The organism is Ruegeria atlantica (assembly GCF_947495585.1).
Classification (GTDB): Bacteria; Pseudomonadota; Alphaproteobacteria; order Rhodobacterales; family Rhodobacteraceae; genus Ruegeria; species Ruegeria atlantica_G.
In genome coordinates this window covers 989521-1005149 of the sequence record NZ_CANLZK010000001.1, presented here as the reverse complement: position 1 = coordinate 1005149, position 15629 = coordinate 989521, and the positions used below count along the sequence as shown (strand labels likewise).

The window sequence follows — 15629 nt, the reverse complement described above, 5'->3', positions numbered from 1 at the left end:
ACAAAATCGGGCGCCTCTGAAATTAGACTTTGGCCAAAATTTAAAAGTACATTCTACAACAACGCACTATACGGGAAAACGCAATTTCGTAAGAATTTCGAAAGTTGGCAAAGTAGTAAATCTTGTTTGATGACCGACCGCTTCGTCCGCATTGCCTACTTTGGAGGAGGGCGCCATGAAGGTCCGCTTTAGACATTGCGAGTACCCTGAATAGCCAGGGCAGCAAAAAACAACACATCGATGAAGGGCACAGCTTGAACCACGCCCTTTTTCTGTTCGTTGTGCTTGCCGTCAGCCGCTTATCCCTTGGGTTCCGCATCTGGTCTTGCCTTCACCTTCGGCTTGCTCTTCTTCGTCTCCCGCAGTGTCTCGACCTCTTGGTCGATGCCTGCTGGGCGCAGCGGATGACGTTGCATCTTTTTGGCTGCGCCGATTTTGGCGACGGCTTCAAAGAGCACGAAGACTTTGCGCCCGAAGGATTCGTCTTCGGCCGCGGTTTCAAGGAATGCAGGCAGCGTATCCGCAAAGGCCTCCATGATTTTTGCGGCGTCCTCGGCCTGCGCTTTGCCGATGTCTGCGATGACCCCGAGCGCGCGCAACTGCGCCGAGGAGAGGTTTGTCGGTAGGTTCATGAGAAGTCCCTCTTGTTTACCGTATTTTTTTGGGAGCATTTGCTCCCCGTGAATGTCGGTGGGGGCTTATTGCCGCCACCGACACTCATCAGGTATGTTCATCGGTCTTAAGCGAGAAAAAAGTTTGACTCCCTTAAACCTCGGGGTCCTTGTTTTGCCCTGTTTGGTGCCATTTTTTGATCGCGCGCTTGAGCATCGTGATGTGCCCCACCAGTGACCGACGCGCTTTGATCTCCCCAAAGTGCTTCTGCACCTCAGCTTGAGCTTCCTGCCTTGCCTCCTCGCGAGCTTTTGCGCGCAATGCCACAAATGCTCTTCCAAACAAGCGCGCGGCGATGGATTTCCCATCAGGCTGCGCCATCTCCGCCAGCGTTTTGGGGTCGCCCTCCGTGACGGCCTTCGCGGTCTTCAAAACTGTTTCGGCCCGCGTCACTCGCGTGCGAATGCGGGCTTCACGGTCTGCCAGTTGCCGCTCTTTCTCTTCCCGCCATTTGCGCGGGCTGACATGATCCACATACTCCGGAAGGCTCGCGAGGCTTCCGGTCTCATTGGCGCTTGATGTCTGATCTTTGCGATGCTGATGCACCGCGTCTCGCAATGCCTTCTTGCGCCCCTCTCTGCTTCAATCCAAGCTCTGCAAACCAATCTCCAACGCTGTCCTGCGCCTTCTCATAGTCCTCGATCAGAGCGTGCACTGAAGGCTGCAGCATCCGGCGCCCGTCTTTGGTTTGTGAGCGCGGCAAAACAACCGCGTGGATACCGAAAGCGTGAGGCAGAAACCGGCACCAACCGGGAGATCGTTCCCGATCAAGCGCGAGTTATGCGCTGTATCTTTGAAGAGTTTGCAACCGTTCGTTCGGCGCAGTTGATTGCCCAAAGCCTCAACAAGGACCGCATACGGGCGCCCAATGGTGGCTCATGGGATGGCTCCATGATCCGTGGCAATCCGTCTCGACGCGAAGGCATTCCGCGCAACCAGCATTACATCGGGATTGCCAGCATTTGCCAATTTACGCTCACGTATCACCAAGAGACTGGTCAGCGGAAACTCAAGGCCACACCCGAAGACTGTGTGAAGCAGGAGATCCCTGAGCTGCGCATCAAAGATCAGGTACTTTGGGACGCCGTGCAGACCAAGCTGGCACGGCGGGCCGCGGACACGCCCAAAGCGGCCCGTGCGGCACGGCGCAACGTCTTTCTTCTGTCTGGCCTGTTAAAGTGCGGGTGCTGCGGAGCACCGTATGTCACCATCAACAAGACGAGCTACCGCTGCAGAGAAGCAAGGCGTGCCGCATGTAAAAACAAACGTCCGATCTCGCGTAGGCGCATTGAAGCGCGAGTGTTTGGGGCGCTGCGGGCGGCATTTCGGTCAGACGACCTGCTAAAACGTTTTGAGCAGGCACTGGAAGACGAACGCGGCAAGCTCGCAGACGGGCAGTTGGAGGCTGACCTCAAACGATTTGAAACGGCGCGCGACAGAGCAACCGCAGGGCTTGACAATACCCTCGCGGCTTTCGCAGAAGGCGCGAGGAAATTGTCACGTTTAAAGCCAAGGCGGACGCTCTGGAGTAAGAGATCAGCGATTTGACATCTCGCATCACGGTAGTTGAAGCACAGATCGCGCGCAGCCAGGCTGAGGTTGAAGACGCGCGCACGATTTATGAGCGCGCTCAACAACCTCGAGCATCTGCTCTCCGACAAGGCTTATGTAGAGGAAGCGCATGGATATCTGGCGATGCTCATCGACAAGACCACGTTGATGCCAGACGAGCGAGCGCAACACGGGTCGCAAGCCGAATGGCATCTCAGGAGCGGAGCTCTGCTGAGTGGCAGCTCCCAGGACGAACCCGTTGTTGTCCCCTGTTGAGAGTGGGGGCGAGGAAATGGGCGGAATGCGGACCTTCGCTGCGCTTAGTGCCAATGGACGCTCCCCAACTTTCAGCGATCGATGCGGGTGGCTTTTTTCAGAACATATTGCAAATACGCAAGGCATCGAGAATTGCGGCGTGCATATTGCGGCTTGCGACTGCGTCACCAATGCGGGCGAGGTAGAATTGACCGCTCTGCACAGCATCGGTGAATGGGAACGTTCCGCTTATCATCGCCTTGTGATTGACCTGTCCAAGGTTTTTCGAGTGCGGCTTGAGATCGTGATAGAGGTCGTCCATCGGGATCAAGCCATGCTCGACAATCACATGGTCGACAAGACGTTCGCTGAACTCACCCGTCAATACATGGCGAAGGCAAGCACTGACCCGGTTTCCATCGCGGGTCAGAGCGTGGAGTTCCTGGAGGCAGGTGAAGGTGACCCCGCCCGCAGCCATATCGCGCAAGGCGACGGCGGATGTCGTTGGACCAAGATCGTGCAGAAGCGCCCGGTCGGGAGTCAAATGTTCGACGCTGCAACCGGCTCCCGCCAGCGTGTCAGCCGTGACGGCAGCAGGATGGTCTCCGACCTGGTCGAACAGCAACACGTCACCCGAGACGCGTGCCTCCCCGGACAGCACTTCCCAACTCGAGATCGCCAGATCGCCGCCGGGAATGGCCAAGGGTTCGGGCCAGCCGCCAGTGGCAACAATGACCAAATCTGGGGTTTCTCTGAGAACGTCATCGGCCTCGGCAAAGGTATTCGTACGGAGATCGACGTTCAAGGTGATCACTTCGGAAATTAACCAATCGGCAACGCCCCAGACCTGTCTGCGTGTCCCGCCCTTGGCGGCCAAAACAAGCTGACCCCCCAATCGATCTGACGCCTCGAACAGAACGACATCGTGACCGCGCAGGGCACTGATCCGCGTGGCCTCCAGGCCACCGGGTCCGCCGCCGACGACAACGACCTTCTTGCGGGTGTCGCTGGGCGCGATGACATGGGGCAATGTCTGTTCCCGCCCGGTGGCGGCGTTATGACCGCAAACGGCGGGCTTGCCCAGATTGACCCGGTCCACGCAATACCCGAGGCCAACACAGGGGCGGATGCGTTCCTCTTCGCCGCGTGCAAGTTTTGCAACCAGATAGGGATCAGCGATCTGGGCGCGCGTCATGCCCACAAGATCGACATGACCGCCGGTAACCGCGTGTCGGGCCGTTGCAATGTCGGCGATGCCGCCTGCATGCAGAATCGGCAGGTTGACGGCCTCACGGATACGCCCTGCCACGGTGATATGCGGCGCGGCGGGCAGGCCCATGGGGCGGACCCATTCGGCAAGACCAAGATCATCGTAGGGCGCCCCAGCCAGAATGTTGAGTAGGTCGACATGGCCACTGTCTTCCAGCATCCGGGCGGCGGCAACGCAGTCCTCGGCGCTAAGCCCGCCCTCAATCAACTCATCGCCGGTGATGCGCATGGACAGGATGATCTCGGGGCCGACCTCTGCGCGCACGGCGTCCAGCACCTGCAGGGTCAGACGCATGCGGTTCTCCAACGCTCCACCATAGTCATCGTCGCGCTGATTGGTCAGCGGTGACAGGAACTGGCCGAGCAGGTGCGAATGTGACAGTAGTTCGATCCCATCGAACCCGCCCTGCTGACAGCGTCGCGCCGCGGCGGCAAAATCGCCAATCACCCGGTCGATGTCCTCTTGTTCCATCACTTTGGGAAAGGCGCGGTGCGCGCGCTCGCGCACGCCGGAGGGTGCCAAAACCGGCAGCCAATTGCCATCATCCCAAGCGGTTCGGCGCCCCATATGAGTGATCTGGCACATGACGGCGGCCCCATGCGCTTGAACGCCAACCGTGAGTTTCCGAAACCACGGGATGATACTGTCGTCGCCAGCATAAAGCTGGCCGAACACCGAGGGGCTGTCGGGGGCGATATTGGTCGACCCGCCAATCATGGTCAGGGCAACGCCACCCTTGGCTTTCTCTTCGTGATACAGCCTGTAACGGTCTCGTGGGTGGCCATCTTCGACATAGTTAGGTGCGTGAGAGGTGCTGACAATACGGTTGCGCAACGTCAGGTGCTTGAGCTGAAACGGATCAAGTAATTTCGCCACGATCAATTCCCTTCGGTCACGATATCTGTTTGAAAGCCGCCCTGGATCGGGTCCGTTGGTCAGCTTCAATGCCTGAGGAGGTTCATTCCGAAGGTATGCTACCGGGAAAGCACGGGTGAGAGTTCACTGCTTCCGACACGGATGCACAAAATGACGACCTGACCAAGAGCCTCGAAAGCAGAAGTTTTCTTGGTCAGTGACGGGTACCTGACACTCGCCGCACGATCCACCAAAGTCAGCTCAGGGCCGATTTTGACGTTCGCGCTTGGGCAACGCCCCAGAGATCACAATCAGGGGTGATAACTTCTCAACCACAACTGAAAGTGCAACTAACGAACGGGCTAAGGGCGCTGCCCCTTCTTGGTCTGCGACCAATTCAACCCCGGGATATTTTTTGCCAGATGAAGTGCGGATCAGGTGAACTGGATCAGGTCCCAGCGATTGCCGAACGGGTCGCGCCAGACGGCGACGGTGCCATAGGGCTCATTGCGTGGGTCTTCTTCGAAATGGACGCCTGCAGTGACCATTGCATTGTGGTCACGTTGGAAATCATCCGTTTGAAGGAAAAAGCCGACACGCCCGCCGGTTTGATTTCCAATGGCGGCGGTTTGGCTTGGGCCATCTGCCTTGGCCAGCAGCAGGGACGCGTCGCCCGGACCTGGCGGTGCAACCCGAACCCAGCGTTTGCCACCGCCGAGATCAACATCCTGCAGCAGGGTGAAACTGAGTGTTTGGGTATAGAAGGCGATCGCGTCATCGTAGTCCGGCACCACGAGGGTGACGGCGAAAAGACTTTGGGGCATGGGATATCAGCCTTTGGTAGGGTGGCGGTCGGGCAGTTGGATGCTGGCAACCTGTTCCGCGATTGGCGCGGTGGACAAAGGGTGGCGGCTGGAATCCGTCAGTTCAGATGGGTTGTTTACGCTGATCCATTCGCCCTGGTAATAGGCCTCAAGCCCTGAGAAGCGCGCTTTGTAACCCATCTTGGGGCTGCCCGGCACCCAGTATCCGAGGTAGACATATGGCAACCCGGCTTCGCGCGCGATGTCGATGTGATCGAGGATCATATACGTGCCCAGCGAGTTTTGCGGTTGCTGGGGGGTGTAGAACGAGTAGACCATGCTGAGGCCGTCATCCAGGACATCCGTCAGGCTAACGCCGATCAGATCTCCGGTACTTGGGTCGGCATATTCCACGACCCGGCTGCGGATCGGGGTTTCTTCGATCATCGCGGCGAACTCGAAAACGTCCATATCGGCCATTCCACCATCCGCGTGGCGGGTATCCAGGTAGCGGCGGAAGAGTTCGTATTGCTCATCCGTGGCCCAGGGAGAATTTGCCCTGCGTTGCAGGTACGCGTTGCGTTTGGCCGCGCGTTTCTGACTTTTGCTTGGGCGGAAGGCCGTCACGTCGATCCGGGCCGACAAACAGGCTGCACAATCGGAGCAGGACGGGCGGTACAACACATTTTGCGATCGGCGAAACCCTTGTTGGGACAATGAGTTATTCAGCTGATCCGCACCTTCCCCCTGAAGGGCAGTGAACAATTTACGTTCCATCCTGCCCTCAAGGTAAGGGCAAGGCTGTGGGGCCGTCACATAGAATTGTGGCGCGATTGGCAGCGTGTGTCGCATGAACGTTCCGTGTTTCCTTGGACCGGATGATAACAACCGATCCTAAAACCGCCAAGTGATTCACGTTGTTGAATTTTTTACGCGCGCTGGTTGATCATGACAGTTCCAAGGAACGCATCGGTAAGTCCCTGGCCGCGTGCGCTGGTCAGCATCATGATGACCGAGATGATCTGAATGACCGGAAACGCCATACTGACAAAATAACCGGCTGTGTGGGCCACCGCTTTGCCCAAATCCATCCGGGACCCGAATGAATCGCGCAGTTCGATCCCCATAAAGCGCATGCCCAGTGTGGCCGAGCCATTGGCGATGGTAATCACTCGGTAGACGAAACTGACGACGGCGTAGATCAAGGCCAGGACGAAAAAGCCCAGACCAAAGGTCAGCAGGATGGCCACCGTACACAACAGCGAGATAAAGGCGACGTCGAAAAGCCAGGCGATAAAACGCTTGGTCGCGACAGACTGGTAAAACTCCGGCTGTCGGTCTGGGTCGGGCAGGTGGGTCATATTTTGATTTCCGGCTGAGAATTTAGGACACCCTGTCCCGAATGGCGGGACAGGGCAAGGTCGGCTTAGGCGCGTTCGCCGTTTTCAGCCTCATCGTTGTTTTCACGGGCGCGTTCGTCCATGAACTGGTCAAACTCGGCCTTGTCTTTGGCGTCGCGCAGGCGGCGCAGGAAGGATTCGAATTCCTGTTGTTCGCGCTCGAGCCGGGCCAGGGTGTCGGACTTGTAGGCGTCAAACGCGCTATTGCCGGATGGCTTCATCGCACTCATGTGGCTGTGCCAGGATTTGCGACTGCTGCAGGATTTGCTAAACATGCGTTTGCTCCAGATCATATAGGCAAGAAGCGCCAGGCCAACGGGCCAGAAAAAGATGAAACCAAGGACCATGGCGGCGATCCAGGCCCCTTTGCCCTTGTCATCCATCCAGGCTTCGGCACGAGAGAGCCACCCCGGATTTTGTGGGACGGCGTGGTCGGACAATGCGGTCATTTGGGTTCTCCGGGTTTGATGTAAATTGCGTTCACATTGTCTAGATGGGGACTGAAGCGGGGGTTGCAAGGGGTCGATGTAAAAATGATTTACATTTTGGATTTTGCGACGGTTGACCTTGCTGCGGAACGGGCGCACTTTCCGCCTATGCAACATGTTGAAAACACGACACCTCCGACGCTGGATGAAATTCTAAACCTGGAAAAGCAGGTTTGGACCGCCCTGATGGAAGGCAATGCGGCTGCAGACCGGGCCTTGCTGAGCCCAGATTTTCTTGGGGTTTATCCGACGGGGTTTGCGAACCGGGATGATCACGTGGGACAGTTTGCCGACGCTCCGACGATGGCGCGCTATGAGCTAAGCGACACCCGGTTGCGGGTTTTGACCTCGGATATCGTTCTGCTGTCGTACCGGGCCGACTATCAGCGACCCAAGGCCGAGGGTTGGGAGGCGATGCTAATCTCGTCGCTTTGGGAGCGGCGGCATGACGTCTGGGTCAACAGTTTCAGTCAGGATACGCCCCTGGAGGGGAAATGACCGGGCCTCTTTCCATTCAGCGCCTGCCACGTGCATTCGACCAGTCGCTTGGCGATGATGCGCGCGCGGCGGTCAGCGGCATTACATCCGAACAGGGCGAGTTGATCGCTGGGGCAGCAGGGTCCAGCCCCTATCTGAAAAACTTGATCGATCACGAAAACGATTGGTTGGCCTCAGCGCTCCAACACCCCGATGACGCGCTGGCCGACGTTTTGCAGGCTGCGCGAATGCTACCGCCGGATCAGTTGAAACCGGGGCTGCGGCTGGCCAAGCGACGGATGGCGTTGCTAACCGCTCTGGCTGATCTGGCGGGCGCGTGGCCGTTGGAAAAGGTGACCGCGGCGCTAACCGATTTTGGCGCGTTGGCGGCGGATGTGGCGGCCAAGGCCGAGATCGCCAACCTGATCCGGCGCGGCAAACTTCCGGGCATGGGGCCGGACGATGTCGAAACCGCCGCCGGGATGATTATCCTGGCGATGGGCAAGATGGGCGCGTACGAGTTGAATTACAGCTCGGACATCGACCTGATCGTCCTGTTCGATGAGACGCGGTTTGATCCCGATGACTTCTACGAAGCGCGGCAAGGCATGGTGCGGGCGACACGCAATTTCTGCGCCACGCTCAGCGATAAGACGGCGGATGGGTTTGTATTCCGCACTGATCTGCGCCTGCGCCCGGATCCGGCTGTGACGCCGGTCTGTATGGCGGCTGAGGCAGCCGAACGGTACTATGAAAGCCTGGGCCGCACGTGGGAGCGCGCGGCCTATATAAAAGCACGCCCATGCGCTGGCGATATTGTGGCAGGACAACGGTTTCTGGATACGCTGCGCCCCTTTGTCTGGCGGCGTCACCTGGATTTTGCCGCCATTCAGGACGCCCATGACATGCGGCTGCGCATACGTGAAAATAAGGGAACCGGCGGTGCTCTGACCATTCCGGGTCATGACATGAAACTGGGGCAGGGCGGCATTCGCGAAATCGAGTTCTTTACCCAGACCCGCCAGTTGATCGCTGGGGGTCGAGACCCTGACTTGCGCGTGCGCGGCACGGTGCCCGGATTGGCGGCGCTTGCCGAAAAAGGCTGGGTCCCGCAGGACGTGGCAGACAAGCTGACCGACCACTACCGCGCCCATCGTGAGGTCGAACACCGTATCCAGATGATCCATGACGCTCAGACCCACAAGGTGCCGCAATCGCCGGACGGGATAGAACGCGTCGCTTGCCTGATGGGAGTAGACGTCGACGAACTGACCCGTGACCTGACCCACAGGCTGACCGAAGTGCACGACCTGACCGAAGGCTTTTTTGCGCCCGGTTCCTCGACGCGCGCGCCAGTTGGCGAGGTGGATTTTGACCAGAACGTTCTGGCCCGCTGGACGACATATCCTGCCCTGCGATCGCAACGCGGCGCGCGGATTTTCGAACGTCTCAAGCCCGAGCTGCTATCGCGTTTGGCAAAAACGGCGCAACCGGACGAGGCGCTGCGGGCGCTGGATGGTTTTCTGTCAGGCTTGCCCGCCGGCGTTCAGCTGTTTTCACTGTTTGAGGCCAACCCCCACCTGATCGACCTGCTGATTGATATCGTCGGGACATCCCACGCGCTTGCGGCGCATCTGTCGCGCAATGCATCGGTGTTTGATGCGGTGATCGGCGGTAGTTTCTTTAGCGACTGGCCGGGGCAAGCCACGTTGCAGGCGGATCTGGATCAGGCTCTTTCGGAGGAAGCGGATTACGAGAGCCAGTTGGATCTGGCCCGCCGCTGGTGCAAGGAATGGCACTTCCGCGTTGGCGTTCATCACCTGCGCGGGCTGATCGATGGTGAACAAGCGGGGCAGCAATACGCTCAGCTTGCCAGCGCTGTGATCGCTGCGATCCTGCCGCGTGTGTCCGAACAGTTTGCCCGTAAACACGGTCCGGCCCCAGGGCGCGGTGCAACCGTGCTGGGCATGGGGTCCCTTGGGGCTGGGCGGATCAACTCGCAATCCGATCTGGATATGATCGTGATCTATGACCCTCTGGATCAGGATATGTCCGAGGGGCCACGCCGACTGGCCACTCGCACTTATTACGCACGGTTTACGCAAGCGCTGATCACGGCCCTATCAGCGCCGATGTCGCAAGGGCGGCTGTATGAGGTCGATATGCGCCTGCGTCCGTCAGGCAATCAGGGGCCGGTGGCGACAAGTTGGGCCAGCTTTACCAACTATCAGCAGAACGAGGCCTGGGTCTGGGAACATCTCGCCCTGACACGGGCCCGCGTGATCGCCGGAAACGAAGGTCTGGCCGAAGACATCGAGGCGTTCCGCACAGACTTGCTGTCGCAACCGCGTGCCCAGCAGAAGGCCCTGCGCGAAGTGGCCGAGATGCGCGCCCGCTTGGCCGCTGCCAAATCACCAGCAGGGATCTGGGACGCCAAAAACGGTCCCGGCCGGATGATGGATATCGAGCTGATGGCCGAAACCGGGGCATTGTTGTCGGGCGTCGTACAGCGCGATGTGCATTCCGGGTTGGATGGCGCCGTCGCTGCTGGTTTGTTGGACGTCGCTCAGGCGCAAACGCTGAAGGACTGCTACGACCTATGCTGGTCCGTGCAGTGTGCGGCGCGCTTGTTGTCCGGCAAGGTCATCGAAGCTGACAAGGTCGGCGAGGGCGGATCTGCCTTCCTGTGCCGCGCGACTGGATTTGAACAGGTTGAACAGCTGCAAAGCGCGCTGCAAGACAACTACAGCACGGCCGCTGAGATTATTGGCGGCGTGATCAGGGACGAAGATGATGGCACAGAGTAAAGATCCAAATGATCACAAGGGGTTGATCCGCGAGGCGTATCGGATCGAAGGCATCACATTGCCTGAATGCCGTAGCATTTTTCTGGACTGGGCGCTGAGCCTGCCCGCTGAACGGGACCAATCCCAGGCGTTGATCGACCTGCATGCAGCCTATTCCCAGCAGGACGCCGATCACCCTATGACGCAGGTGCTGGCTGAGGGGTTGCAATCTGCCAAAGCCCCCAAGCGGCGGGGCGGTTGGCGATCGCGCCACCGCTAGGGCTTTTCCCTCGAGGTATTCGCGACTATGAGGGCGTCATGACCCAAACTGCCGATCACCCCCGTATCCGCCTGAAACCCAAAGCCAACGCACGTGGCCTGCGCCACGGTTTTCCGTGGGTGTATGCCAATGACATCGTGACGGACCGTCGGACACGCAAGATCCCGGCAGGGGCACTGGCGGTGCTTGAGGATGACAAACGCGCGCCCATAGCGCTGGTTGCGGTGAATCCTGACTCCAAAATCATGTGCCGCGTTCTGGACCGCGATCTGGACGGGCAACTGGACGCAGCGTGGTTCGAAACCCGCCTGCGCCGCGCGCTTGAGATGCGCGAACGCCTGTTCGACGCACCCTATTATCGCCTGATCCATGCCGAAGCGGACGGCTTTCCCGGCGTCATCATCGACCGGTTTGGCGATGCCTGTGTGATCCAGCCCAATGCCGCGTGGGCCGAGGCGCACCTGGAAACTCTGACCGAGGCTCTGGTCACTGTCACCGGCGTGACAACCGTGCTCAAAAACGCCTCGGGCCGGACCCGAGGGCTGGAAGGTCTGGATGATGTGAACCTCACCCTGCGTGGCACTGCGCCCGATGTACCGCTACCGGTGCCGATGAACGGCGCGACCTACATGGCCGATCTGACCGGCGGTCAGAAAACCGGTCTGTTCTTTGACCAACGGCCTAACCATGCTTTCGCCGCGCGATTGGTGCAACCGGGCGCGCAGGTATTGGACGTCTTCAGCCACGTGGGTGGTTTCGGGCTGGCCATGTTGGCGGGTGGCGCGGGGCAGGCGCTGTCTGTGGATGGATCTGCAGCCGCGCTGGATCTCGCGACCAAAGGGGCCGAGGCCTCTGGTTTTGCTGACACATTCCAAACCCATCAAGGCGATGCCTTCGATGTCCTGACCCAATTGGGTGAAGAGGGCGCGCAGTTCGACGTCGTCATCTGTGATCCGCCAGCCTTTGCACCTTCCAGACAAGCGCTGGACGCGGGCCTGCGCGCCTATGAACGTGTGGCCCGCTTGGCGGCAGCTCTGGTCAAACCCGGCGGCTATCTGGGCCTGTGCTCGTGCTCGCACGCGGCAGATCTGGGCCGTTTCCGCGACGCCTCGTCGCGCGGGATTGGGCGGGCAGGGCGACAGGCGCAACTGATCCATACAGGCTTCGCCGGTCCCGACCATCCGCAACTGCCGCAACTGGCGGAAAGCGGCTATCTCAAAGCTGTGTTTTACCGGCTGTGAAGACGGTTCTGGATACCTGTGTCATCTACCCCACGGTGATGCGAGAGATGCTGCTCGGCGCTGCCAAATTAGGCCATTTTACCCCCGTGTGGTCGGCGCGCATCCTCGAGGAATGGGCGCGTGCGGCCCGTAAGCTGGGCCCAACAGGCGAGGCTCAGGCACGCGCCGAAATCGCACTGGCGCAAGCCAATTGGCCGAAAGCCGAGTTTCCTGCGGCAACCAATGTCGAACAGCGGCTCTGGCTGCCGGACAGCGCGGATATCCACGTTCTGGCAACGGCCGTTGCATCCTCGGCGGACGTGATCGTCACTGTCAACGCCAAGGACTTTCCCAGAAACATCCTGTCCGAGGAAGGGCTGGACCGGCGCGATCCGGACGGTCTGCTGCACGGCTTCTGGCAATCCGATCCCGACGGCATAAGCGACACAGCCAACCGTGTCCTCGCCGAGGCCAACCGCCTGTCGGGCGACCAATGGACCTTGCGTCCGTTGATGAAAAAAGCCCGCCTCCCACGTCTGGGCAAAGCGCTCGCCGCGTAAACGGGATCCAGCTTCATCCGGCTAAAAATATCCCGGAGAGCGCTAAAAGCTGGCCTCTCGCTGCCGTTAGATCAGCCACGGTTCCAACGCTGCTCTAATGCCTCCAGGGCAGCGATCCGTTCGTCTGTTTTTGGATGGCTCATCAACCAGGCGGGCACAACGCCAGCACGCTGCTGCGTCAGGTCTTCCAGCTTGTGAAACAGCGACTTCTGCGGTCCGATCCCGATCCCGGCTTTGGTCAGCAAAGCGGCGGCATACTCATCAGCCTCATACTCATCACTGCGCGACAGGCGCGACGCCAGCAGGTGCGTCAGCATATTGGCGATCCACGCGCCGATGAACGGGATAAAGCGGTTCAGCAGCATCATCAATGCGGCCCGCAGCGCATTCTGTCCGGAAAAGTCGATCATCCGACGGCGCGCATGCCCCAGCGCCACGTGACCGAGCTCATGCGCGATGACGCTGGCCATTTCTTCGGCGGAAACCTCGCCGCTGCGAAATTTGCGGTAGAATCCACGCGTGATAAAAATCCGACCGTCCGGTGCCGCCAGACCGTTCACGGGGTCAATCTCGTAGATGTAGACCGGCACCCGGTCGATCTCTAACGCTGCAGCCAGCCGGTCGGTCATGCGTTTCAGGGCAGGGTCGGCCAGCTCAGTCGACTTTGCATCCAAATCCTTATGGGTGCGCCAGACGGAAATTCGGTACATCACAATGGCGTAGGCGATCGCCAGCAGGATCGGGGTAAGACGTAGCATGGTACAAATATGGTTCTGGGCAGGGGAATAGGCAACTAGCCCAGTGTCATAAACTCCGCGTTAAACAACAAGATTGTTGTCCATTGCTTCCAACGGCCCACCGCGCAAAAGAAAATCGCCGCCGGTAACCCGCTTGAGGGCAATCAAACTGAGGTGAACAGGTGAAATACCGCAGCTGCCAGACTTGTCGCAGGGCAGGTTGCGCCATAACTTTGAAGTTATGTGGTCATTTGCCGATATCCGCCCGGCCTATAGCAGGGCTGAACGTTTCAGTGATGGCGTTGTTCATATCCTTGGCGTTGCAGCGGCTATTGTTGCCGTTCCGGCGCTGATCGCGTTGACCGCCTTATACCGGACCGAGCCTGCGGCTGTTCTTGGGGTCTCGATCTACGGCTTCACGCTCATACTGATGCTGTCGTTTTCGGCTTTGTACAACATGGTGCAATCTGATCGATGGAGTGAGCTGCTACGCCGCCTCGATCACTCGGGAATTTATGTAAAAATTGCAGGTACTTACACGCCATTCATCTTACTTTCCGGTGCCCCAATGACCGGACTCATGATCGGTCTTTGGTCATCTGCAACCCTTGGATCAATCCTGAAAATGATCGACCCGCACCGGTTCCGTTGGTTTGGTTTGGCGCTGTATGTGTTGATGGGATGGGCGTCCGTTTGGGCGGGTCAATCGCTGCTGGCCGACTTGTCGAAGCCTGTTGTGGCGCTGATGATCACCGGAGGCATCGTCTATACCGCAGGCATCGCCTTTTATCTTCTGGATTGGTTGCCGTTCCACAACACAATCTGGCATGTCTTCGTTCTGACAGGCAGCGTGTTGTTTTTCCTTGCGGTTTCGTTCCGTATTGCCTGGGCGCCGGTTCTGCAGATATGACGGTCAGCGGGTCAGTTCCCGCATCCCCTGTTCCAAACCGGCCAGCGTCATCGGCACCATGCGGTCCTCGAAAACCTCGCGGATCATGCCGATGGAATGGGTGTATTCCCAGTACTTTTCCGGCACCGGATTGATCCACAGATTTGATGTCCACTGCTCGCGCGCGCGCTGCAGCCAGACCTGACCGGCTTCTTTGTTCCAATGTTCGTTCGCGCCGCCGGGATAGGCAATCTCATAAGGGCTCATCGAGGCGTCGCCGACGAAGATGCACTTGTAGTCTGAACCATAGGTGCGCAGTACTTCGTGGGTCGGAGTCTGCTGATCCCATCGGCGGTGATTGTCACGCCAGACGCCTTCATACAGGCAGTTGTGAAAGTAGTAATATTCCAGATGCTTGAACTCGGTTCTTGCAGCGGAAAACAGCTCTTCGACAACTTTGATATGTGGATCCATCGAGCCGCCCACATCCAGAAACAACAACACTTTGACTGCATTGTGACGCTCGGGGCGGGTTTTGACGTCCAGATAGCCATGTTCGGCGGTGGCGCGGATGGTTCCGTCCAGATCCAGTTCCTCGGCCGCACCTTCGCGGGCCCAACGACGCAGGCGTTTCAGCGCGACCTTGATATTGCGCGTACCCAATTCAACCGTGTCATCCAGGTTCTTGAATTCGCGCTTGTCCCACACTTTTACGGCGCGCTGATGACGGCTTTCCTTCTGGCCGATACGCACACCTTCGGGGTTATAACCATAAGCCCCGAACGGCGACGTCCCCGCGGTGCCGATCCACTTGTTGCCACCCTGGTGGCGGCCTTCCTGATCCTTGAGACGCTCACGCAGCGTTTCCATCAGTTTTTCAAAGCCGCCCATGGCCTCGATCTCGGCTTTTTCTTCGTCTGACAGGTGTTTCTCGGCCATCTTGGCCAGCCATTCGGCAGGGATATCGACGGCTTCTAGTACCTGATCAAAGCTGATGTCTTCCAGACCTTTGAAACTGGCGGCAAAAGCTTGATCGAACTTGTCGATATTGCGCTCGTCCTTCACCATCGACACGCGGGCGAGGTAATAGAACGCCTCGACATCATAGGTCGCCAGACCCTTTTTCATGCCTTCCAGAAAAGTCAGATACTCGCGCAGTGATACGGGAATGCCAGCTTTGCGGAGGTTTTCGAAAAAGGGCAGAAACATGCGTTAACCCACCAAACGAACCAGGATCAGGGAAAGCACCAGACCTACAATGGCAAATGCGATGCCGTAACCGGCCGCATATTGGGCAATATCCGCGCCGCTGCCATTGCGTTTGCGAGCCTTCATCGCGCCAAGGATCGCCCCCAATAACGCCATTCCCAAAACTACGACCATGCG

General features: G+C 58.7%; 19 protein-coding genes. 8 read left to right on the top strand and 11 right to left on the bottom strand.

The genetic code is table 11. From position 1 onward, the window contains the following. Positions 1–299 precede the first annotated feature (299 nt). The 3 genes from QMP16_RS04970 to QMP16_RS04960 form a co-directional block, all read right to left on the bottom strand. Positions 300–632: a hypothetical protein gene (locus tag QMP16_RS04970; RefSeq protein ID WP_282151441.1), complete on the bottom strand. Its 333-nt coding sequence runs from the start codon at positions 630–632 to the stop codon at positions 300–302. 133 nt (positions 633–765) lie between these two features. Then, positions 766–1065, bottom strand: a complete 300-nt coding sequence (locus QMP16_RS04965; RefSeq protein WP_282151440.1) for a hypothetical protein — start codon at positions 1063–1065, stop codon at positions 766–768. A gap of 112 nt (positions 1066–1177) precedes the next feature. Continuing rightward, on the bottom strand, positions 1178–1342 hold the full coding sequence (locus QMP16_RS04960) for a hypothetical protein (protein ID WP_282151439.1): 165 nt from the start codon (positions 1340–1342) through the stop codon (positions 1178–1180). A gap of 20 nt (positions 1343–1362) precedes the next feature. Between QMP16_RS04960 and QMP16_RS04955 the strand changes: the two genes are divergently transcribed. Beyond that, positions 1363–2220: a recombinase family protein gene (locus QMP16_RS04955; protein ID WP_282151438.1), complete on the top strand. Its 858-nt coding sequence runs from the start codon at positions 1363–1365 to the stop codon at positions 2218–2220. Positions 2221–2292: 72 nt separating this feature from the next. Continuing rightward, the gene (locus QMP16_RS04950) at positions 2293–2499 is read left to right on the top strand and encodes a hypothetical protein (RefSeq protein WP_282151437.1); all 207 of its coding nucleotides are present in this window, start codon (positions 2293–2295) and stop codon (positions 2497–2499) included. 97 nt (positions 2500–2596) lie between these two features. On the opposite strand, the gene QMP16_RS04945 is transcribed toward QMP16_RS04950, so the two are convergent. From QMP16_RS04945 to QMP16_RS04925, 5 genes are all read right to left on the bottom strand, one after another. Then, positions 2597–4624, bottom strand: a complete 2028-nt coding sequence (locus tag QMP16_RS04945; protein WP_282151436.1) for an NADH:flavin oxidoreductase — start codon at positions 4622–4624, stop codon at positions 2597–2599. Between the two features lie 413 nt (positions 4625–5037). Beyond that, positions 5038–5427 carry a VOC family protein gene (locus tag QMP16_RS04940; RefSeq protein ID WP_282151435.1) on the bottom strand — a complete coding sequence of 130 codons (390 nt, stop codon included), beginning with the start codon at positions 5425–5427 and terminating at the stop codon, positions 5038–5040. 6 nt (positions 5428–5433) lie between these two features. Beyond that, positions 5434–6258: an arginyltransferase gene (locus QMP16_RS04935; protein WP_282151434.1), complete on the bottom strand. Its 825-nt coding sequence runs from the start codon at positions 6256–6258 to the stop codon at positions 5434–5436. Between the two features lie 77 nt (positions 6259–6335). Then, positions 6336–6767, bottom strand: a complete 432-nt coding sequence (locus QMP16_RS04930; protein WP_282151433.1) for an RDD family protein — start codon at positions 6765–6767, stop codon at positions 6336–6338. Positions 6768–6832: 65 nt separating this feature from the next. Beyond that, positions 6833–7255, bottom strand: a complete 423-nt coding sequence (locus QMP16_RS04925) for a DUF2852 domain-containing protein (protein ID WP_282151432.1) — start codon at positions 7253–7255, stop codon at positions 6833–6835. 147 nt (positions 7256–7402) lie between these two features. Here QMP16_RS04925 and QMP16_RS04920 point away from each other — a divergent pair, with 147 nt between their 5' ends. From QMP16_RS04920 to QMP16_RS04900, 5 genes are read left to right on the top strand one after another with little or no spacing between them, the layout of a single operon-like run. Then, positions 7403–7792 carry a nuclear transport factor 2 family protein gene (locus tag QMP16_RS04920; RefSeq protein WP_282151431.1) on the top strand — a complete coding sequence of 130 codons (390 nt, stop codon included), beginning with the start codon at positions 7403–7405 and terminating at the stop codon, positions 7790–7792. Further along, positions 7789–10578 (top strand): glutamine-synthetase adenylyltransferase, encoded by a 2790-nt coding sequence (locus QMP16_RS04915; RefSeq protein ID WP_282151430.1) that lies wholly within the window; start codon positions 7789–7791, stop codon positions 10576–10578. The genes QMP16_RS04920 and QMP16_RS04915 overlap by 4 nt, the downstream gene beginning before the upstream one ends. After that, positions 10565–10837, top strand: coding sequence for a hypothetical protein (locus QMP16_RS04910; RefSeq protein ID WP_282151429.1), 273 nt, complete (start codon positions 10565–10567; stop codon positions 10835–10837). The genes QMP16_RS04915 and QMP16_RS04910 overlap by 14 nt, the downstream gene beginning before the upstream one ends. A 38-nt stretch (positions 10838–10875) precedes the next feature. Then, complete coding sequence (locus QMP16_RS04905) at positions 10876–12078, top strand: RSP_2647 family RNA methyltransferase (protein WP_282151428.1); 1203 nt, start codon at positions 10876–10878, stop codon at positions 12076–12078. Continuing rightward, positions 12075–12617, top strand: coding sequence for an RSP_2648 family PIN domain-containing protein (locus tag QMP16_RS04900; RefSeq protein ID WP_282151427.1), 543 nt, complete (start codon positions 12075–12077; stop codon positions 12615–12617). The genes QMP16_RS04905 and QMP16_RS04900 overlap by 4 nt, the downstream gene beginning before the upstream one ends. A 71-nt stretch (positions 12618–12688) precedes the next feature. On the opposite strand, the gene QMP16_RS04895 is transcribed toward QMP16_RS04900, so the two are convergent. Continuing rightward, positions 12689–13375 (bottom strand): M48 family metallopeptidase, encoded by a 687-nt coding sequence (locus tag QMP16_RS04895; protein WP_282120510.1) that lies wholly within the window; start codon positions 13373–13375, stop codon positions 12689–12691. Positions 13376–13595: 220 nt separating this feature from the next. Between QMP16_RS04895 and trhA the strand changes: the two genes are divergently transcribed. Next, positions 13596–14264, top strand: a complete 669-nt coding sequence (gene trhA, locus QMP16_RS04890; RefSeq protein ID WP_282151426.1) for a PAQR family membrane homeostasis protein TrhA — start codon at positions 13596–13598, stop codon at positions 14262–14264. Positions 14265–14267: 3 nt separating this feature from the next. Here the strand turns inward: trhA and QMP16_RS04885 are convergent, their stop codons facing one another. After that, entirely contained in the window at positions 14268–15452 is a 1185-nt protein-coding gene (locus tag QMP16_RS04885; protein ID WP_282151425.1) for a vWA domain-containing protein, read from the bottom strand. Between the two features lie 3 nt (positions 15453–15455). Then, entirely contained in the window at positions 15456–15626 is a 171-nt protein-coding gene (locus QMP16_RS04880) for a hypothetical protein (RefSeq protein WP_186437468.1), read from the bottom strand. Positions 15627–15629: the final 3 nt, after the last annotated feature.